The following is a 20,140-nucleotide window of genomic DNA, read 5'->3' on the forward strand; positions in this document are numbered from 1 at the left end:
AGCAATACCTGAAGGACGCGGGCGCCTTGGACGAGTACCTGATGAAGGTGGCACTGGATGGTGCCGCGGTGGAGCCCGGTGAGGGCAAGCCTGCGATCAGCGGCGACGCACTGCAAGGTCTGGCCGCAGCCTATGTGAAGGCCAACAGCGTGGTGGAACGCCTGGGCAACTGGATGGACGTGGAAGCCCTGCGCGCCATTGCCAACGGCCTGACCCTGGATCTGGATTCGGCCGAAGCGGCACAAGCCAGTGCCGCGGCCTTGAAGGCTGCGCTGCACAACGCCGAAGTCACGGCCGAGCTGGACGTGCGCACCGACAAGCAGGTGCTGCGCATCAGCCGCATCTTCCACGGCAACACCAAGTACAGCATCATCAATGCCGACTTTGTGCATGGCGCCGACTACGAAGTGCTGGCCGAGGCCGGTACGACCTTCAAGGGTCTGTTGACCGGTGAGGCCCTGGTGCGTCGCGGTGAGGGCGAAAAGGCCAAAGAAGCCAAGGTGGGCGATTTCCGCACCGCCATGGCCTGGTTACTGCAACAAGCCGAAAGCTCGGTGGGCCGCCAGCGCTACAAGGGCTTGGGCGAAATGAACCCCGAGCAGCTGTGGGAAACCACGATGGATCCGAACGTGCGCCGCTTGCTGCGCGTGCAGATTGAGGACGCCATCGAAGCCGACCGCGTATTCACCATGCTGATGGGCGATGAGGTGGAGCCGCGCCGCGACTTCATCGAGACGAATGCGCTGCGGGCGACGAACATCGACGCTTGATGCGGTTGAGGTTCTCGCAAGTATTCCCTGTACTTGCAGATTGCTGATGAATGAACGCCTGGCAAAGCCAGGCGTTTTGTTTTTTGCCGTTGGTAGCGAATTGGGTTGTGCGTGACCTTTTGGTGTCCATCTGCAGGCCATCACAAATGGAGGTGTCAGCCCGGTTCTCTGCGGTAGGAGCAGGTCATCACTTGGTATGCTTTATTTGCTATCAGATCGATAGATCTAATTGGATTGCTCTATTCGAACGCGTTTCCTAAACTGCTTTTCAGCACCCCCGCTGACTGACACAGGAGACGCTCATGACCACCGAATCGAAGTGCCCCTTCCACGCGGCCAACCCTCAGACCCGCGTGGCCGCCGCGCCCACCAACCGCACCTGGTGGCCGGAGCAGCTGAACCTCAACATCCTTCATCAGCACTCGCCCAAAGCGAATCCTTTGGGTGAAAACTTCAACTACGCCGAGGCGTTCAAGTCGCTCGACCTGGACGCCGTCGTCAAGGACCTGCATGCCCTGATGACCGACTCGCAAGACTGGTGGCCCGCTGACTGGGGCCACTACGGCGGCTTGTTCATCCGCATGGCCTGGCACTCGGCCGGGACTTACCGCGTGGCCGATGGCCGTGGCGGTGCTGGCGAAGGCGCACAGCGCTTTGCCCCGCTCAACAGTTGGCCTGACAACGGCAACCTCGACAAAGCACGCCGCCTGCTGTGGCCCATCAAGCAAAAGTACGGCAACAACATCTCTTGGGCCGACTTGATGATCTTGGCCGGCAACGTGGCGCTGGACAACATGGGCTTGAAGACCTTCGGCTTTGCCGGTGGCCGTGAAGACATCTGGGAGCCTGGCGAAGACACCTACTGGGGGCCCGAGACCAAGTGGCTCGCCAGCAGCAAGGAGGCCAACAGCCGTTACAAGGGCGAGCGCGAACTCGACAACCCCTTGGCCGCCGTGCAGATGGGCCTGATCTACGTGAACCCCGAAGGGCCGGATGGCAACCCCGATCCCGTGGCTTCGGGCCGTGATGTGCGCGAAACCTTTGCCCGCATGGCCATGAATGACGAAGAAACCGTGGCCTTGGTGGCTGGCGGTCACACCTTCGGCAAGGCGCACGGTGCGGGTGACCCAGCGTTGGTCGGTCCTGAACCTGAAGCCGCACCGGTAGAAGCCATGGGCTTTGGCTGGATCAACCAGTTCGGCACTGGCAAGGGCGTGCACACCACCACCAGCGGCATTGAAGGTGCGTGGAAGCCCAACCCCACGAAGTGGGACAACGGCTACTTCGACATGCTGTTCGGCTACGAGTGGGAGCTGACCAAGAGCCCGGCCGGCGCCCACCAATGGACGCCCAAGGACTGCAAGCCCGAGCACATGATCCCGGACGCGCACGATCCGAGCAAGAAGCACCCGCCGATGATGACCACGGCCGACCTCTCGCTGCGCTTTGATCCCGCATACGAAAAGATTTCGCGCCGCTACCACGCCAACCCGGCCGAGTTTGCCGATGCCTTCGCTCGCGCCTGGTTCAAGCTGACCCATCGCGACATGGGTCCGCGCGCCCGCTATCTCGGCAAGCTCGTGCCGGCCGAGGTGCTCACGTGGCAAGACCCGGTGCCCGCCGTGGACCACCCGGTGATTGACGCGCAAGACGTGGCCACCTTGAAGGCGCAGGTGCTGGCCTCGGGCTTGACCGTGTCGCAACTGGTGAACACGGCTTGGGCTTCGGCTGCCAGCTTCCGCGGCAGCGACAAGCGTGGGGGGGCCAATGGGGCACGCATCCGCCTGGCACCGCAAAAGAACTGGGCCGTGAACAACCCGGCAGAACTCGACAAGGTGCTGGCCCAGCTCACGGCCATCCAGCAGGCCTTCAACGCTGCACAAACGGGTGGCAAGAAGGTGTCGCTGGCAGACTTGATCGTGTTGGCAGGTGGTGCGGCCATTGAAGCCGCCGCGCAGAAGGCGGGTCACACTGTGACCGTGCCATTCACGCCGGGCCGCACCGATGCGACGCCAGAGCAGACCGATGTCGAATCGCTTGCGGTGCTGGAGCCGCGCGCCGATGGCTTCCGCAACTACGTGGCTCCGGACATGGCGTCGTATGCCGCCGAGATGTTGATCGACAAGGCCCAGTTGCTCAACTTGACAGGCCCCGAGATGACCGTGCTGGTGGGTGGTTTGCGCGCCTTGAATGCCAACACCGCTGGCAGCCAGCATGGCGTGTTCACCCAACGCCCTGGCACGTTGAGCAACGACTTCTTCGTCAATGTGCTCGACATGCGCACGGCATGGCAGCGCTCAGCGGCCGATGCCAATGTGCTGGAAGGCCGTGATCGCAAGACGGGCGCCGTGAAGTGGACGGCCACCGTGGTGGACTTGATCTTCGGTTCGAATGCCCAGTTGCGGGCCTTGGCAGAGGTCTATGCCCAGGACGATGGGCAGGCCAAGATGGTCCGTGACTTTGTGGCGGCGTGGCACAAGGTGATGGAGCTGGATCGCTTTGATCTGAAGAAGTGAGTCCGGGTCAGGGCGTGTACGCCACCACCCCGTAAGCCGATCCCATGGCCGTGCCCTGACGCACCACATACACGGTGCGGCCGATGAAGAAGGGGAAGCCGAGGTCGAAGGTGGGGTCCACATCGGTGGTGCTGCCGGTGACGGGCCCTGCCAGTCCCACGATGACGGCGGTGGAGCCGAGCTGGCCCATCAGCGCATCAATGTTGTTGAGTGCCATGCTGAAGGTGCTGCTGTGGCCATTGCCATCGGCATTCGTGGCGGTGATCGTGACGGCAGACGTGGGGCAATAAAAGCCGGTGTTGTACGTGCAGTTGCCAATGCCGGCGGTTGAGTCGAAGAACAGGGCGTTGGAGCCGCTGTCAATGAAGCCGGAACTGTAGGTCTGGCCGTTGTAGCTGATGGTGAACTGCCCGTATTGATTCAGGACCAGTTGCGTCGCTGCGTCTGGCAGGCTCGGGACGCCAAAGGTCAAGGTGCCTTGCAGCTTGGCGGCCGTGACGCCCGACACCGTCGGCATGGTGAGGCTCACGCCGTTTGCATAGGCGCTGCTGAAATACAAACCCAGATGACCGGGTTGGTTGGTGAGCGGCACGGCCACCGATGTGCAGGCACCGATCGCCGTGCAGGTGAAATACTGGTTGTTGGCCGTGGCGGTGTCACAGCCATCGCAATCACGATCGAAGGTGGACAAGCCCAGGATGGCATTGGCACCCATCTCGCTGACGCTGTTCATGTTGCCATTGGCGTTGCTGCCCGAGCAGGATGCGGGAACGTGCGGGAAGGCTCCGCCACCTGCCCCGCCCAGTGAGGGGTTGGCAGAAGAGTAGCCCAGCATGTGGATGGGGACGCTGCGTGCGACCATGCCTCCCACATAGACATCGGCCTTGTTGAGCGACCCCCAGGTCCATCCCGATACGTATTGATAGCACTCGGCGATGGGCTTGCTGCCTGCACTGGTCTTGACGGCGGGCAGGGGCAAGCTCTGGGTGCCAAGCGCTTCGACGGCGACCCGCAAACCCGTTGAGCCGGTGTCGACCAGCACATGGTCGACGGTCACGCATTGGGTGGTGCTGCCCGGCACACACAAGGTGACGGTGACGTAAGGCTCGTTGACGACGTTGACCTGTGCGGGATCCGGCCCGTTGTCGACGCAAACGGGCACGACGTTGGGTGAGGCGGCATCTGCGGCTGCGCACTCGCTGACATCCTGCACGGTGAAGCCGCTGATGTCGGTGCTGCTGTTGGAGCCGTGGGCCGTGTTGACCGTGGTGGTGGCCGGCGAGCTGCCGCCCCCGCCGCCTCCGCAAGCGGACAGGGACAAGAGGATGATCAACCCGCTGATGATCTGGCGGATCTGGGCGCGTGACATGGCTTCTCCAACACGGTGCGATGTGCCATTTTGAAGCGAAGCGACACCGTTGGTGTGGGCTTCGTCAATCTGGGCGCACTAAGATGCGGGCCATGAAGTTGACCTACCTTTTCATCGCGATTCTCGCCAGCAGCACGCTGGGCATGTTGTCCACCCACAAGGGTTTGCGCACCGTCACGGCGGCACTGTCAGCAGGGTGCGCCATTTATGGGTTGGCGAAGTTGCTGGGGTGAACTTCTGCCCTGTTTCCTGACTCATCCTGAGACCCCCTCTTTGAAAGGATGTTCTGGATGACCCAAAGTGTGCCGCTGATCTCGACGATTGCTTCTGGTTTGGGCCTGGCCCTGGTGCTGGGTTACGTGGCAACGCGGGCGAAGCTGCCGTCCCTGGTGGGCTATCTGGTGGCTGGGGTGTTGATTGGCCCGTTCACGCCGGGCTTTGTGGCCGACACGGCGATTGCCGGTGAGCTGGCTGAAATCGGCGTGATGTTGTTGATGTTCGGCGTGGGCCTGCACTTTTCGCTGGACGATTTGCTGCAGGTGCGCAAGATTGCCGTACCCGGTGCGATCTTGCAGATTGTGGTGGCCACGGCGATGGGGGCTGGACTGGCCTGGTGGTGGGGCTGGGGGCTGGCCGGTTCCGTGGTGTTTGGCCTGGCCTTGTCGGTGGCCAGCACGGTGGTGCTGTTGCGGACCTTGGAGACCCACGGCACGCTGGATTCGCTCAATGGCCGCATTGCGGTGGGCTGGCTGATTGTGGAAGACCTGGCCATGGTGCTGGTGTTGGTGCTCTTGCCTGCACTGGCCGCGGTCTTGGGCGGTGAGGCTGGGCCAGCCGGACCCACCAGCATGTGGCCGACCCTGGGATGGACCTTGGTCAAGGTGTCAGCCTTCATCGCTTTGATGATGGTGGTGGGGCGCCGTGTGATGCCCAAGCTCTTGTGGCTGGTGGCGCGCACGGGTTCGCGCGAGTTGTTCACCTTGAGCGTGGTGGCGGCGGCCTTGAGCATTGCCTATGCTGCGACGACCTTGTTTGGGGTGTCGTTTGCCCTGGGCGCCTTCTTTGCGGGCATGGTGATGCGCGAGTCGGAGTTCAGCCACCGTGCCGCTGAAGAGTCCCTGCCCTTGCGCGAAGCCTTTGCCGTGCTGTTCTTCGTGTCGGTGGGCATGTTGTTTGACCCGATGGTGCTGGTGCAGCAGCCTTTGCAGGTGCTGGCCGTGGTGGGCGTGATCGTGCTGGGCAAGTCGTGGGTGGCGGCCATGCTGGTGCTGGCGCTGCGCTATCCCTTGAACACGGCCCTCACCGTTGCCGCCAGCCTGGCCCAGATTGGCGAGTTCTCGTTCATTCTGGCGGGCCTGGGGGTGAGCCTGAAGCTCTTGCCCGCCGAGGGGCAGAGCCTGATCCTGGCGGGGGCCTTGATCTCGATTGCCATCAATCCACTGGTGTTTGCGGCCATGAAGCCTTTGCAAAGCTGGTGGACGGCGCGCTCGCCATTGGCACGGCATCTGGAGCGTCCCGCCGACCCCTTGGCCGAATTGCCCCCGGCCACGCCCGGCAAGTACCTGTCGGGGCAGGTCGTGCTGGTGGGCTATGGCCGGGTGGGCCGTCGCATTGCCGCCGAGCTGACGAGCCATGACATTCCCTTTGTGGTGGTGGAGCAGCACCGCGACACCGTGGAGGGCTTGCGCGTTGCCGGCCAGGCGGCGGTGTCCGGGGATGCAGCCGATCCGGCGGTTCTGATTCAGGGGCACATTGCGCAGGCGGCCATGCTGGTGGTGGCCACGCCCGATACGCTGGATGTGCGGCAGATGATGGCCACCGCCCGTGCGCTCAATCCTGGCATCCAGATTGTGGTGCGCACCCACAACGAAGAAGAGGCCGCCTTGTTGGCCGAAGAGGGCAGCGGGACCATCTTCTTTGGTGAAGCCGAGTTGGCGCGCGGCATGGGACGTCATGTGCTCACCCAGTTTGGGAAAGCATCGTCAGACGCCACGATGGCTTGAATCTTGCGATCTGTCCGGGCTCATAAGTAGCAGGCACCGCCTCGGTGCGCTGTGGGTCCTGGGCGCCATCTGGCAGCGCCCGAGCAGTATTGGGATCGCAGATGAGCTGGACAGGTTCGCACAACAACAGGGGAGAACACCTCCCCTCGTTCTTTCAACACCATGGCGTGATGGCGCCGGGCATTCGGGCGTTTCGGCGCATGGGCTTTCCGGCCAAGTCCATGTGGGTGTCGCTGGCCTTCATGCTGCCGATTGTGGTGCTGATGGCGTCACTGTGGATGTCGGCCACGCAGAACATCGAGTTTTCGGCCAAAGAGCGCCTGGGGGTGGTGTATGGCCGCACCCTGATGGCCGTGCTCGATGCGGCGCAGAACCGGCGGCGTGCGGCCACGGCACAGGCGGCGGATCTGGCCGAGGCACAGAGTCGTGTTCAGACGGCACTTCAGTCGGTGTCGAATGTGCAGCAAGCCTTGATCCGGGACTTGCCAGGTACGCTCAAGGCCTTGCAGCAGGTTCAGCGATTGCATGCGGACTTGCTGGACCAGCCGATCAAGGGCGACGCCAACCAGACATTTGCCGCACACACGGCCTTCATGGATGCGGTGCTGGCCTTGCTGCAGGATGTGACGGACCACTCGAACCTCACACTGGATCCGGATGTCGACACCTATTACCTGATGGATGCGGCGCTGTTCAAGCAGCCTCGCTTGATTGAGCAGATGGGCAAGATGCGTGGCTTGGGCAACAAGCTGATTGCCTCGGGTGGGAAGAGCATGGCCCAGCACGATCTGGTGTCGCGTGCCTACGCCTTTGCCATGGCGCATCAGGACGGGGCCGAACAGGCGCTCAAGCGGGCCATCGAGGCCGACCCCAGCATTGCGCAGGAAGTGGACGTGGGCGGCACCCAGGAAGCCAGTCAGCGCTTTCTGGCACTGGTGCTCCAACAGGTGCTGGCGCCCGTGCCGTCGGGAGATGCCAAAGCCTTTGTGGCGGCGGGCAACGAGGCGATCGCCCTGCACTACCAAAGCATTGATCGCATCCTGTCGGCGCTGGACAAGCGGCTGGCGGCACGGGTGGGCCACTTGCAGCACACCCTGTGGACGCAAGTGGGCATTGCGCTGGCGGGCATCACACTGGCCATCTACATGCTGGTGGCGTTTTACCGCGTGACCCAAGGCGGCATTGCCGAGGTGGCGCGCCAACTCACCGAAATTTCGCAGGGCAACCTCACGCTCGATCCGCGTCCGTGGGGGCGCGACGAAGTGGCCGAGTTGATGAACACCCTGGCCGCCACCCTGGGCGCCTTGCGTCGCATCGTCCACCAGGTGCGTGACAGCGCCGATGAAATCCAGACTGCCAGTCAGGAAGTGGCCATGGCCTCGATGGACCTGTCTCGGCGTACCGATGAGACGGCCGCTCAGTTGCAACGGACCTCGGCGGCCATGACGCACATTGGCGAAACGGTGCAGCAGTCAGCCCAGATGGCGTCTGGCGCATCGGACATCGTGGTGCTCAATGCCCAGGTGGCCGAGCAAGGCGGCGCCGAAGTCGAACAGGTGGTCAGCACCATGGCGCAGATCCGCACGTCATCGGCGCGCATCGGCGAGATCATTGGCACCATCGACAGCATTGCGTTTCAGACCAACATCCTCGCGCTCAACGCGGCAGTCGAAGCCGCTCGTGCGGGGGAGCAAGGGCGGGGTTTTGCCGTGGTGGCCAGCGAAGTGCGCGCCTTGGCGCAGCGCTCGGCCGAGGCGGCACGCGAGATCAAGGCGCTGATCGGCAACAGCGTGGACCATGTCGAGGAGGGCGCCACGGTGGTGGGCCAGGCGGGCGCCACCATTCGCCAGATCGTGGCGCATGCCACCCAGGTCCGGCAGTTGATCACCGAGATTGGCGATGGCACACGCACGCAGGCCAGTCGCGTGAGCGCGGTGGGGCAGGCGGTGTCGCAACTGGATGCCATGACCCAGCAAAACGCCACCCTGGTCGAGCAGACGGCCGCCGCCGCCGCCTCGTTGAACGACAACGCCTTGCGCCTCAACGAGGAGATGGCGTTTTTCAGGCTTTGATGGCGCTTTGCTGCACGCGCTCGGTGTGCGCATCGATGCAGGCGAGCAGCGCATCGACATTCAGAGGCTTGGTCAGGTAGCCGCTGAAGCCGCTTTCCCGCGCCTTGTGGATCTGGTCCGGCATGGCATCCGCTGAAAACGCCACACGCGGGATGTGGCTCAACTGGGGATCCTGTTGCAGCAGGTCTGCCAGTTCGAAGCCCGTCATGTCGCCCAGGTGCATGTCGAGCAGGAACAAGTCGGGGCGGATGGCGCGAGCCATGGCGAGTGCATCGGTGCCGTTCGAGGCAATGTGCAGCTTGGCCTTGGGCCGCAGGCGCAGCACCTGTCGAACGAGCTCGATGTTGACCTCGTTGTCTTCCGCGTAGAGCACCGTCAGCTCGGCTTCACCATGTGGTCCGCTGTCCTGGGCCTGAGGCGCGGGCGATGATGAGGCCGAGTCGGGCTGTTCTGCCACGGCAGCAGCCGGGGCCCACGCGATGAAGGTGGCGCCTCGACCGGGTGGACTGCGGACTTCGAGTCGGCCGTTCATGGCCTCCATCAGCTTGCGCACGATGACCAGTCCGATGCCGGTGCCCTCGACGCCCGTGCGTTCGGCGCCCAGGCGGTTGAAGGGCTCGAACAGATGTGCCTGTTGCTCGGCGCTCAGGCCAGGTCCGGTGTCTTCGATGGCGATGGCCACCTGATCACCATCGCGCCAGATGCGCGGGATGACATGGCCCTTCGGACGGTTGTACTTGATGGCGTTGCTCAGCAGATTGACCAGCACCTGACGCAAGCGCATCGGGTCGATGCGAATGGCCGCATCGCTGCTGATTTGTGCCGGGCAGATGGCGATACCGCTCTTGCTGGCCAGAGGGCCCACCAGGTGACAGGCTTCGGACAACAGGGCGGACGGACGACAGGTGTCGGTGGACAGTGGCAGGTTGCCCGCCTCGATGCGAGACAGGTCGAGCACGTCACTGATGATGCCCAGCAGGTGTGAGCCCGCGTTTTCGATGAGCTTGACGTTTTGAAGCTGGTCGGCATTGAGGTGACCGGCCGAGCTCAGGCGCAGCAACTGGGCAAAGCCGATGACGGCATTGAGGGGCGTGCGCAGCTCGTGGCTGACGCGCGAGAGGAATTCGTTCTTGGCCCGGTTGGCATCTTCGGCCACCTGGGCGGCCATGCGGGCTTCGAGCAAGGCCTTCTTGTCGGTGAGGTCGGCGGTGTGGCCGTACCAGACCACATTGCCGTCTTCCTCGGTCACGGGAATGGCGTGTCCGCCGTAGACGCGCAGGCCTTTGCTGGGCAGGATCACCCGGTACTCAAAGTCCACCGGACGCAATTTGGCGCCAGGCTTGGGGGCTTGAGCCAGCCTCTGAGCGTAGGCCAGATCGTCCGGGTGCACGCGGCTGTGGTGGGCGTAGTAATCCCGCTCCATCAGCTCGTGTGGTAGCTCGAACATTTCGATGGCGCGGTCGCTGATGTACTGGAAACGGGCGCGGCCATGGGCATCGAACCCGATTTTGTGGATGAGGCCGGGCACGAACTTGCCCATGCTGCTGAGCAGGGCCTCGCGTTCGCGCAGCGCGTGTTCAGCGGCCTTGCGCTCGGTGATGTCTTCGACGGTGGCGACGAAATACAGCGGGTTGCCCAGTTCGTCGCGGGCCAGCGCGGTGGTCACCTGGGCCCAGACGGTGGAGCCATCCGGACGCTTGTAGCGCTTCTCGCGGCGGTATTGCTGGCGCTTGCCGGACAGCAGGTCGGCGGTCGCGCAGGTGTCTCCGTTGATGTCGTCAGGGTGCGTGATGTCCAGCGCACGCAAGGTGAGCAAGGTGTGGACGGGGTAGCCGAGGGTGCGGCACAGACTGTCGTTGACCTCCATGAAATGGCCATGGAGATCGATCAGGGCCTGACCGGGTGCTGACAGCGTGAAGGCAGCCCGGTAGCGGGCCACTTGTGCACGCAGTTGTGCCAGCTCGGTGGCCGGGCTCGCGCCAGCAGCAAGGGCCTGATCTTGAGGGAAAGCGGAATCCATCAGGCCATCTTAAGTTTTCGGACACGCCCTCACAACGCGTGGTGTCACCAGTGTCGTGCACCCCGAACGTGCAAAAGTGACGTTATGTCAGGCTTTGCATGAAACGTGAGAGCCTTGTCATGCCCTCTTCCAGGTCGTCACGTGAAGCGGCATACGACAAACGAACATGCGTGGCGCCGGCTTGGGGGCCAAAGTCGTGCCCGGGGGTCAGCGCCACATGGGCCTCTTGCAGCGCGCGTTGGCAAAAGCGCATGGCGTCCATGCCGGTGGTGCTGACGTCGATGTAGACGTAGAAGGCGCCATCGGGCAGCACCGGCACGCTCAGCCCTGCCTGGGCGAGGCCTTCGAGCACCAGCGCACGGCGCGCGGCGAACTCGGCACGGCGCGCCTCGCACACGGCGATGGCTTCGGGCGTGAAGCAGGCCAGCGCGGCCAGTTGCGCCGGGGTGGAGGCGCAGATGTAGTAGTTCTGCGCCAGGCGCTCCACCACGGGCACCATGGCGTCGGGCACGATGGCCCAGCCCAGGCGCCAGCCCGTCATGCCGAAGTACTTGGAAAAGCTGTTGATGACGATGGCATCCGGGTCCACTGCCAGCACGCTCTGGGCGGGACGGCCCTGTGCATCGGCATCGCTGAGGTTGAGGTAAATCTCGTCGACGATGCGCCAGGCATTGTGGCGTCGGGCCCAGTCACAGATGGCCGCCAGTTCATCGGCGGGGACCGAGGTGCCAGTGGGGTTGGAGGGGGTGGCCAGCATCAGGCCGGTGGTGCGATCGGACCAGTGCCGTTGCACCGTGGCCAGATCCAGCTGGAATCGGGTGGTGGCGTCGGTCGGGACCAGTCGCACTTCGGCTCCGAAGCCGTGCAGGAACTGCCGGTTGCAGGGGTAGGACGGGTCCCCCACCAGCACGTCATCGCCCGGATTCACCAAGGCGGCGGTGACCAGCAGCAAGGCGGCAGATGCCCCGGCCGTGACCACCACGCGATGGGGTGACAGGGTCAAACCATGCGCCGTCTGGTAGAAACCGGCAATGGCTTCTCGCAGTGCGGGCAGACCCAGTGCCCCGGTGTACGGAAAGGCCGCTTGCGCGGTGACGCGTTGCAGCTCGCTCAGGACGGCAGGCGGTGCGCCGAAATCGGGCTCACCCAGATTGAGCTTGATGACACGATGGCCAGCGGCCTCCTGTGCGGCGGCGTGCTTGCCGAACTCCATCGCCAGGAACGGCGAGATCGACTGTGCGCGTTGGGAGAAGTGCATGGCTCGGAGTGTGCCACTGCCCTCCTCTCGCGGCGCGGATGGTGCGGCGCTCAGCTCACCCGGTTGCGACCGTGCTTGTGGCCGAACTGCGGGGTTTGGCGCACGGCACGGTACATGTGCTGGTCCGTCACGCCGATGCCCTTGAGGAACTCGTCGCGCAACTGCAGGACCGAGTCGATGTTGTCGTCGGAGGCTTCAATGAGGTAGCCCTCAATGCGCTGCAATTCTTCGATCTGGCTTTCCGAGAAGGTGGGCTTGGCCCAGTCGGGCAGCATGGTGCAGGACACGAAGCCCCACGCCTTGGGCTGGTGATGCACGTCTTGTGAAAACAGCGACTGCGCCAGAGATTCCAGCACGCTGCTGTCGACATCCAGTGGGGTGCCATGTTCGATGACTTGCGCCGCCACGACGCGGGGCTCTGCCACGTCCATCACGACGCGCAGCAACACGGGCACGCCATAAGCATGCAAGGGATGCCGCCAGTGACCTTCGACCAGCTGGACAGGGGCGACCAGTTGTTCGCAGTCTGAAGAGAGGTTGCCGAACCAGTTCATACGTCATCCTCCGGTAGAGCACCTGCAGCACAGGCTCATGTGACCATCATGCAGAAATTGGGCCAGTTTGGGCGTGGGGATTTCACGAAACACTCAGGCCGCGGGGTTTGTGCACAACAGTCATGCACGCGCCTTGAAAGCCTTGTATGCTGGCTCGTTCGCAAACAAAAAAGCCACCCGGCATGGCCAGGTGGCTTTTTGCTTGAGAAGCGTCTGAAGCGGCGGGGCGGCTTAGAACGACTTCACGACGGACAGCACGACGGAGGTCTTGCCACCGTCTTTGCCGTTACCCGTTGGCGCAAAATTCTTTTTGCTGGTGGCGACCACGGAGGCGCCGACCAACCAGCCCTTCATGTCTTGGGTCACGCCGACACGGTAGTCCGACACGCTGTTGGAAATCAAGCCTGCATCGGTGCCATTTTTGACGTATTGATAGCCGTAATGGGCATTGATGCCCAGGCCATTGCCCAAGTCATGGGCATAGCCCAGATCGACGTAGTAGTTGCCGTTGGTTTTGACTGGTGTGTCATCCCCCAAGCCGAAGAAGTTGGACAAACCGTAGGAGAACTTGGCGGAGAACTCACCATAGGCCGCACCGAAGTACAGCTCGGTCTGGTGCGCTTGCTTGGTCGAGCCGTTGCTGCCCGAAGGGTAGGCGTAGTAAATGCCACCCACGTCCAGGTTCACATCGCCCACGGCGTACTTGTAGCCACCGTAGAAGTCCATTTCCATGCTGGCGCCGCGGTAGAGGTTTTGCTCGACGTTGGAGTTCCAGTTGCCGACATACAGACCGGACGAATGGGCCAGGTCGAAGCCGCCTTGGAAGGCTGGGCGATAGTTGGTTTGGGTGAAGCCACGGAAGCGGTAGTCAGAGAACAGACCCGCGTTGCCGGTGAAGGTCCAATCGGACTTGGCTTCTTCGGCGCATGCCACGCCGATCGAGCCCAGGGACAGCACAGCCAGTACGACAGCCTTGATATTCATGAATAACTCCAGGAAGTGACAAAAACAGAGAGGAAGGAAAACTTGTGGCTTCCTCTCTCGCAGCTTCTGTGCCACCTCCGGCGATTCTGCTTGGCACTGCGGTGGTGCGTGTGTCACCCCTGTTGACGCCACTGCCCGGGTGTCATGCCCGTCCAGCGCTGGAAGGCTCGGTAAAACGGACTGAGTTCGGCAAAGCCCAGGCTGTGCGCCACGTCGAGCATGGGGCGGTCGGTGCCGCTGAGCTGTTGCAAGGCCCAGTCGCGTCGCACTTGATCGAGGATGTCAACGTAGCTGGTCTGGCAGGCTTGCAGGCGTCGCGCCAGGGTGCGTTCGGTGAGGCCGAAGGCCTGCGCCACGTCGACGCGGGTGGGCGGCGGTGGCCCCATGTGCGTGCTGATCCACTGGTAGACGGCTTGGTCGAAGGTTTGCCCCTGGGACAGGCTGTGGAGCTGCGCGGCCGCGTATTGCTCGTGCACCTGGGCCAATTGGGCGTTGGCCTGCGGCAAAGGGTGGTCCAGAACCCGGTTGGGAATGAGCAGGCCGCTGTAGGCCTGGCTGAATTCAACGGGGCAGGCAAACACCTGCCGGTAACCCGCCAGTGGGCCAATGCGCTCATGGCTGAAGCGCACGAGGCTGGGGCGGATGGGTTGATGGGTGATCCATTGCGTGGCGCTCACCACGGCGGCCAGCACGGCCTCGAGTTGATGGGGGCTGAAGGCCAGATCGCCTTGTCGCGGGTGATAGACCAGCCAGCTGGCATCGGCCCCGGCCAGCAACTGGAAGCGACCGCCGTCGGACACGAGAGACTGGTATTTCTGGATGACCGTGAGCGCCTGCCGCAGCGACGCCGCCGATTGCAGGATGAAGCTGACCACGTTGAAGCTGGCGGGCCCGACCAAGGAGCCGGCCTTCAGGCCAAAGCCAGGGTCGTGGGACAAGCGGGCGGCCGCCCGCCACAGCCGCGTGATGTGGTCAATCGGCCATCGTTCCCTCGTTAACTCCTCTTGTCGGATGCCGGCGGCTGCCAGTACCGTGGCGTCATCCAGACCTTGTCGGCGAGCCTCGCCCAAGACGGTCTGCACCCAGCTCATTGAAACGGTGGCCTGCAAAGTCAATTGCGTTGTCCTTGTTGGTCAATGGTTGGGGATGATAAGTCGATAACGTGGCAGCCACTTTGCTGAGTGAGGAAGGCGTCTCATGGCTTCGAGTTTGCGGACAGATGTGCTGGTGGTGGGCGGGGGCTTGGCGGGCATCGTCACGGCCCTGGAGTGCCTGCGTGCCGGGCAGCATGTGACGGTGGTGGACCGAGACACCCCCGAGCGCTTGGGCGGGCTGGCGCTGTGGGCCTTCGGGGGCATGGCCCTGGTGGGGACGCCCTTGCAAGCCCGCATGAAGATTCCGGACACGCCTGAACGTGCCCTGCAGGACTGGCTGCGCTTTGGTGAGTTGGCGGCCGATGACACCTGGCCGCGCCGCTGGGCCGAGTATTACGTGCAGCACTCGCGCACCGAGGTGTACGACTGGCTGGTGTCCCACGGACTCAAGTTCATGCCTGCGGTGAACTGGGTGGAGCGCGGGCGGTTCGGCAATGGCAACAGCGTGCCGCGTTATCACATCGTCTGGGGGACCTCGCGTGAGCTGACGCGCTGCATGATCGCGGCCATGCAGGGGGCCGATCGGGGCGGGCGTCTGCAAGTCTTGAGCGGCCATCGGGTGACAGCGTTGACCCGCACGGCGGGGGCCTTGTCAGGCGCCGTGGCCCGCAACGAGGCGACGGGGGCCGAGGTCCGCATCGATGCACCCGTGGTGGTGCTGGCCATGGGCGGCATCAATGGCTCGCATGCGCAAACCGTGGCGAACTGGCCTGCCCACCGGCCTCGTCCTTCGGCCATGCTCAATGGCGCCCACCCCTTTGCCGATGGCGCCCTGCACCACCTGGTGAAGGACGAATTGGGGGGACAGATCACCCATGCCGGCGAGATGTGGAACTATGCGGCGGGCATCCCGCATCCCCAGCCGCACTTTGACGGGCATGGCCTGTCGCTGATTCCGTGCAAGTCGGCGCTGTGGCTGGATCACACCGGGCGCCGCATCGGCCCCGAGCCCTTGGTGACGGGCTTTGACACCCATGAGTTGTGCCAGCGGGTGGCCGCGCAGGACCAGCCCTACACCTGGCAGTTGATGAACTGGCGGATCGCGTCCAAGGAGTTCGCCATCTCGGGGGCGGAGCACAACCCACGTGTACGGGACAAGCAGTTCGTGCGCTTTGTCTACGAGATGCTGACCAGCAACGATCGCCTCGTGCGCCAGATGCAGCACGAGAGCCCGCACTTCCTGGTGGACGACACGCTGGAAGGCTTGACCCGTCAGATGAACGCCCTCACGCAGCGCCTATACGGCACGCAGGATGTGCACCCTGCGGTGCTGCAAGCCACGGCCGATGCCTTCGACGCCAACTTTGCACACGGCAGCAAGCTGCACAACGACGATCAGATTCGTCGCATCCTGCATGCGCGCCAGTGGGGCCCGGACAAGCTGCGGACCTGTGCGCCCGCACCGCTGCAGATGAAGGGGGCGGGGCCGTACATCGCCATCCACATGCAGCTGATCACGCGCAAGAGCCTGGGGGGCTTGCAGACCGATTTGCAAAGCCGCGTGCTCGATCGCACGGGGCAGCCGGTATCGGGCCTGTACTGCGTGGGCGAGGCGGCGGGCTTTGGCGGCGGTGGGGCCAGCGGCAAGCGCTCGCTGGAAGGCACCTTCTTGCCGGGCTGCATCCTGACCGCGCGGGCTGCCGCACGGGACCTGGGCACTGCGCGATAAGGCCCGGCCATGCCCTCTTTGCGCTATCCCGCCACGGCGGCAGATTACCGAGACTTGGCCCGGCAGCGCTTGCCCGGCTTCTTGTTCGATTACCTCGACGGCGGTGCCACCGACGAGCAGACCTTGCAGGCCAATGTGGCCGACTGGGGCCAGGTGCTGTTGCGTCAGCGGGTGCTGGTGAATGTCGAGGGGGTGGACACCTCTGCCCATTTGGCCGGTCAGGCCTGCAGCATGCCGGTGGCCTTGGCCCCGGTGGGGCTGGCGGGCATGATGGCCCGTCGTGGCGAGGTGCAGGCGGCCCGCGCGGCCCAGGCGGTTGGCGTGCCGTTCACCTTGTCCACCGTGGGCATCTGTGCGCTGCAGGAAGTGATGCAGGCGGTGTCGCAGCCCGTGTGGTTTCAGCTGTACATGCTGCGCGACCGCGGCATTGTCCAAGCCCTGTTGCAGCGCGCTTGGGAGGCGGGGTGCCGGACCCTGATCTTCACGGTGGACCTGCCGCTGACAGGCATGCGCCACCGTGACACCCGCCATGGCTTGTCTGCCGGGGGGCTGAAAGCCAAAGCGATCAAGGCGCACGGCGTGCTGTCTCACCCGCAATGGCTGTGGGATGTGGCGGTACGCGGCCAACCGCTGAGTTTTGGCAACCTGAGCGACCAGGTCCCCGGTGCGCGTGACATGGATGCGTTCAAAGCCTGGGTGGACAGTCAGTTTGACCCCAGCGTGACGTGGGACGACATCGCCTGGCTGCGTGCGCAGTGGCCCGGCACCCTGGTGCTCAAGGGCATTCTGGATGTGGCCGATGCGCAGGCGGCTGTTCAGTCGGGCGTGGATGGGCTGATCGTGTCCAACCATGGCGGCCGCCAACTGGATGGGGTGATGTCCACCGCGGCCAAGCTGCCCGCCATCGTGCAGGCCGTGGGTGCCCAGACCGACGTGTGGGTGGACGGTGGCATCCGCAGCGGCGTGGACGTGTTCCGTGCGCTGGCGCTGGGTGCCAAAGGGGTGTTGATCGGGCGCCCCTGGATCTGGGCCCTGGCCGCCGCGGGCGAAGCCGGCGTGCATGACTTGTTGACGCGCTGGCAGCGTGAGTTGCTGCTGGCCATGACTTTGGCGGGGGTGCGGTCGGTGGCCGACATCCAGCCTTCACACCTGGAAACGAGGACCTCACCATGAACGGTGCACAAGCTTTGATGAAGACCCTGGTGGATGCCGGGATCCGTGTGTGTTTCAGCAACCCCGGGACGTCGGAGATGCACTTCGTGGCCGCGCTGGACAACGAGCCCAGCATGCGCGCGGTGCTGACGCTGTTTGAAGGCGTCGCCACCGGGGCGGCCGATGGCTATGCGCGCATGGCCGACAAGCCCGCAGCCACCCTGCTGCACCTGGGCTGCGGCCTGGGCAATGGCCTGGCCAACCTGCACAACGCACGCAAGGGCAAGGTGCCCATCGTCAACATCGTGGGCGACCATGCGACCTACCACGTTCAGTACGACGCGCAACTGCAGTCCGACATCGAAACCGTGGCGCGCAATGTGTCGAAGTGGGTGAAAACCTCGCAGAGCACCGAAACCCTGTGCCGGGATGCGGTTGATGCCGTGGTGGCGGCCATGGGCCCGGAAGGCCAGGTGGCGACCTTGATTCTGCCGGCCGATGTGTCGTGGGGTGAAGGCGGCATCCCGGCCAAATTGCCGGTGCTGCCCTCGCCGCCCAAGGCCAGTGATGACACGGTGGCCGCCATTGCCCGTGCCTTGCAAAGCGGCGGCAAGACCGCCATCTTGCTGGGTGGGCGCGCATTGCGTGAGCCAGCCTTGATGGCCGCAGGGCGCATTGCGGCCAAGACGGGGACCAAACTGTATGCCGAGGTGTTCCCGACCCGCATTGAGCGGGGCGCAGGCTTGCCGCATGTGGAGCGCATTGCTTATCTGGCCGAGCTGGCTTCTGTGCAACTGGCCGGGCTGGATCACCTGATTCTGGTCGATGCCAAGGCGCCGGTGTCCTTCTTTGCCTATCCCGGCAAGAAGAGCTACCTGGTGCCCGACGGCTGCCAGGTTCACACGCTGGCGGGCTTCCAGGACGATGCCGAAGGCAGCTTGCGCAAGCTCGTGCAACAGTTGGGGGCCGCATCCCTGTCGCCCGCCTTGCAAGAGGCGGTGCGCCCGGATCGTCCCCGTGGCAAGCTGACTGCTGAAAAGGTGTGCAAGGCTGTGGGCGCGCTGCTGCCTGAGAACGCCATCATCGTGGATGAGGCGCAAACCTCGGGCGTGATGCTGCCGAGCTTCACACGTGGGGCGCCCCGTCACGATGTGCTGACCTTGACCGGTGGCGCCATCGGGCAGGGCTTACCGACGGCGGTGGGCGCGGCCATTGCCTGCCCGGATCGACCCGTGGTGGCCCTGAGCGGCGATGGCTCGGCGATGTACACGATTCAGGCGCTGTGGACCATGGCGCGCGAAAAGCTGAACGTCACCAACATCATCTTCAACAACAAGTCCTACGCCATCCTGAACGTGGAGTTGCAGCGCGTGGGCGCGGCGGGCAAGGGCGACAAGGCCCGTTCACAACTGGACTTGGGCAGCCCGGGGCTGGATTTTGTTCAGATGGGCAACAGCATGGGCGTGCATTCGGTGCGCGCCACCACCACCGAGGAATTCGTGGCGGCACTGGAGTACGCCTTGCGCACCCCTGGCCCTCACCTGATCGAGGCAGTGGTGCCCAATGCCTTTGCCGGCCTCAAGCTCAAGCTGCTGCCGCACGTGCTGAGTTCGCTCGCCAGCCTGCCGCAGCCGATTGCGCGGGCGCTCAAGCGCAAGGTGGCGCCGTGAGAGGGGCCTGATACACCAGCACCTTCAAGGCCCGATCCGGGGTGGCATCGGCAAAGGCTGCAGGGTTGGGGAGGCGCTCGACCCAGCGCAGGCCGGGCGCTTCGATGGCCATCTGGTCCATCAGAAAGTCGGGGCCGAGCTTGGGCGAGTTCAGGCACAGCAAGGCGTGGCCGCCCGGGGCGAGCAGGTCCGGCAGGCGGCGCATCAGCCGGGTGTAGTCCTTCTCGGCCACGAAGCTGCCCTTCTGGTAGGCCGGCGGGTCCATGATGACCAGGTCGTAAGGCCCCAGCCGGTTGATCTTGCCCCAGGAGTTGAAGATGTCGTGCGCCAGAAAGGTGGCGCCGTCTGGCAGGCCGTTGAGCTGGTGGTTCTGGCGACCGATCGACAGCGCGCCACTGGCCATGTCCACATTGATGACCTGGCTGGCACCGCCTTGCAGGGCGGCCACCGAAAACGCGCAGGTGTAGGCAAACAGGTTGAGCACCTTGAACGACGATGAGGCGGCTGTGCGGTGTGCAGCGACGTGTTCACGCACCCAGCGGCGGCCCTCTGCCATGTCGAGGAACAGCCCGTGGTTGAAGCCGCGCAGCAGGTGAACTTTGAACCGGCTGCCCTGCTCGGTCACGATGTGCGGCTCGGGCACGGTGCCGTGGCGCAGTTCGGTGTGGGCGCGAACTTCGTCGCGGTGCTGGAAGACGAGGTTGAGCGGCTCACCGGGGCAGAGTGTGGCCCAGCGCGCGTGCAGCGCGGCTTCGATGGGGGCCAGCGCTTCCGCGCTCACAGGCTGGTAGCTGGTGAGCAGGCAGACCGGTGGGTAGAGGTCCAGCGTCCACTGCTCGCACCCTGGGTGCAGGCCGCCGCGACCATGGAACACGCGCTGCGCATCGGGGGACAGCGTCATGTGGGCAATGGCGTTGAGCAGGGCTTGGGACATGGTGCAGGAACGAAC

General features: G+C 64.2%; 14 protein-coding genes and 1 pseudogene. 8 read left to right on the plus strand and 7 right to left on the minus strand.

The window, feature by feature from the left end; genetic code table 11:
- Window positions 1-770: pseudogene (gene gyrB, locus ACMV18_RS04975) on the plus strand (DNA gyrase subunit B); the annotation flags it as partial.
- 302 nt (window positions 771-1,072) lie between these two features.
- Window positions 1,073-3,286 (plus strand): catalase/peroxidase HPI, encoded by a 2,214-nt coding sequence (gene katG, locus ACMV18_RS04980; protein ID WP_420816931.1) that lies wholly within the window; start codon window positions 1,073-1,075, stop codon window positions 3,284-3,286.
- A 7-nt stretch (window positions 3,287-3,293) separates the two neighbouring features.
- Here the strand turns inward: katG and ACMV18_RS04985 are convergent, their stop codons facing one another.
- A complete protein-coding gene (locus tag ACMV18_RS04985; RefSeq protein ID WP_420816932.1) occupies window positions 3,294-4,655 on the minus strand; it encodes a DUF3443 family protein in 1,362 nt (453 codons plus the stop codon).
- Window positions 4,656-4,747: 92 nt separating this feature from the next.
- Between ACMV18_RS04985 and ACMV18_RS04990 the strand changes: the two genes are divergently transcribed.
- The 3 genes from ACMV18_RS04990 to ACMV18_RS05000 all read left to right on the plus strand — a co-directional run bounded on the left by ACMV18_RS04990 (window position 4,748) and on the right by ACMV18_RS05000 (window position 8,730).
- Window positions 4,748-4,888 carry a hypothetical protein gene (locus ACMV18_RS04990; RefSeq protein ID WP_374258874.1) on the plus strand — a complete coding sequence of 47 codons (141 nt, stop codon included), beginning with the start codon at window positions 4,748-4,750 and terminating at the stop codon, window positions 4,886-4,888.
- A 57-nt stretch (window positions 4,889-4,945) separates the two neighbouring features.
- Window positions 4,946-6,658 (plus strand): YbaL family putative K(+) efflux transporter, encoded by a 1,713-nt coding sequence (ybaL, locus tag ACMV18_RS04995; protein WP_420816933.1) that lies wholly within the window; start codon window positions 4,946-4,948, stop codon window positions 6,656-6,658.
- A 101-nt stretch (window positions 6,659-6,759) separates the two neighbouring features.
- Window positions 6,760-8,730 carry a methyl-accepting chemotaxis protein gene (locus ACMV18_RS05000; protein ID WP_420816934.1) on the plus strand — a complete coding sequence of 657 codons (1,971 nt, stop codon included), beginning with the start codon at window positions 6,760-6,762 and terminating at the stop codon, window positions 8,728-8,730.
- Here ACMV18_RS05000 and ACMV18_RS05005 read toward each other — a convergent pair.
- The 5 genes from ACMV18_RS05005 to ACMV18_RS05025 form a co-directional block, all read right to left on the minus strand.
- Window positions 8,720-10,750, minus strand: coding sequence for an ATP-binding protein (locus tag ACMV18_RS05005; RefSeq protein ID WP_420816935.1), 2,031 nt, complete (start codon window positions 10,748-10,750; stop codon window positions 8,720-8,722). The two genes, ACMV18_RS05000 and ACMV18_RS05005, sit on opposite strands and share 11 nt — an antisense overlap.
- Window positions 10,751-10,832: 82 nt before the next feature.
- Window positions 10,833-12,008: an aminotransferase class I/II-fold pyridoxal phosphate-dependent enzyme gene (locus ACMV18_RS05010; RefSeq protein ID WP_420816936.1), complete on the minus strand. Its 1,176-nt coding sequence runs from the start codon at window positions 12,006-12,008 to the stop codon at window positions 10,833-10,835.
- Window positions 12,009-12,058: 50 nt separating this feature from the next.
- Complete coding sequence (locus ACMV18_RS05015) at window positions 12,059-12,562, minus strand: hypothetical protein (protein ID WP_420816937.1); 504 nt, start codon at window positions 12,560-12,562, stop codon at window positions 12,059-12,061.
- Between the two features lie 231 nt (window positions 12,563-12,793).
- A complete protein-coding gene (locus ACMV18_RS05020; protein WP_420816938.1) occupies window positions 12,794-13,546 on the minus strand; it encodes a TorF family putative porin in 753 nt (250 codons plus the stop codon).
- Between the two features lie 113 nt (window positions 13,547-13,659).
- The gene (locus ACMV18_RS05025) at window positions 13,660-14,637 is read right to left on the minus strand and encodes an AraC family transcriptional regulator (protein WP_420816939.1); all 978 of its coding nucleotides are present in this window, start codon (window positions 14,635-14,637) and stop codon (window positions 13,660-13,662) included.
- A gap of 106 nt (window positions 14,638-14,743) precedes the next feature.
- Between ACMV18_RS05025 and ACMV18_RS05030 the strand changes: the two genes are divergently transcribed.
- The 3 genes from ACMV18_RS05030 to ACMV18_RS05040 are packed head-to-tail and all read left to right on the plus strand — an operon-like array spanning window position 14,744 to window position 19,191.
- Window positions 14,744-16,369, plus strand: a complete 1,626-nt coding sequence (locus tag ACMV18_RS05030) for an FAD-dependent oxidoreductase (RefSeq protein WP_420816940.1) — start codon at window positions 14,744-14,746, stop codon at window positions 16,367-16,369.
- Window positions 16,370-16,378: 9 nt separating this feature from the next.
- On the plus strand, window positions 16,379-17,542 hold the full coding sequence (locus ACMV18_RS05035) for an L-lactate dehydrogenase (protein WP_420816941.1): 1,164 nt from the start codon (window positions 16,379-16,381) through the stop codon (window positions 17,540-17,542).
- Complete coding sequence (locus ACMV18_RS05040; protein WP_420816942.1) at window positions 17,539-19,191, plus strand: acetolactate synthase large subunit; 1,653 nt, start codon at window positions 17,539-17,541, stop codon at window positions 19,189-19,191. Before ACMV18_RS05035 ends, ACMV18_RS05040 begins: the two co-directional genes overlap by 4 nt.
- Here ACMV18_RS05040 and ACMV18_RS05045 read toward each other — a convergent pair.
- Window positions 19,169-20,125: a class I SAM-dependent methyltransferase gene (locus ACMV18_RS05045; RefSeq protein ID WP_420816943.1), complete on the minus strand. Its 957-nt coding sequence runs from the start codon at window positions 20,123-20,125 to the stop codon at window positions 19,169-19,171. The genes ACMV18_RS05040 and ACMV18_RS05045 overlap by 23 nt on opposite strands.
- Window positions 20,126-20,140 lie beyond the last annotated feature (15 nt).

The sequence above is a fragment of the Aquabacterium sp. genome (assembly GCF_048860245.1).
Classification (GTDB): Bacteria; Pseudomonadota; Gammaproteobacteria; order Burkholderiales; family Burkholderiaceae_C; genus Aquabacterium.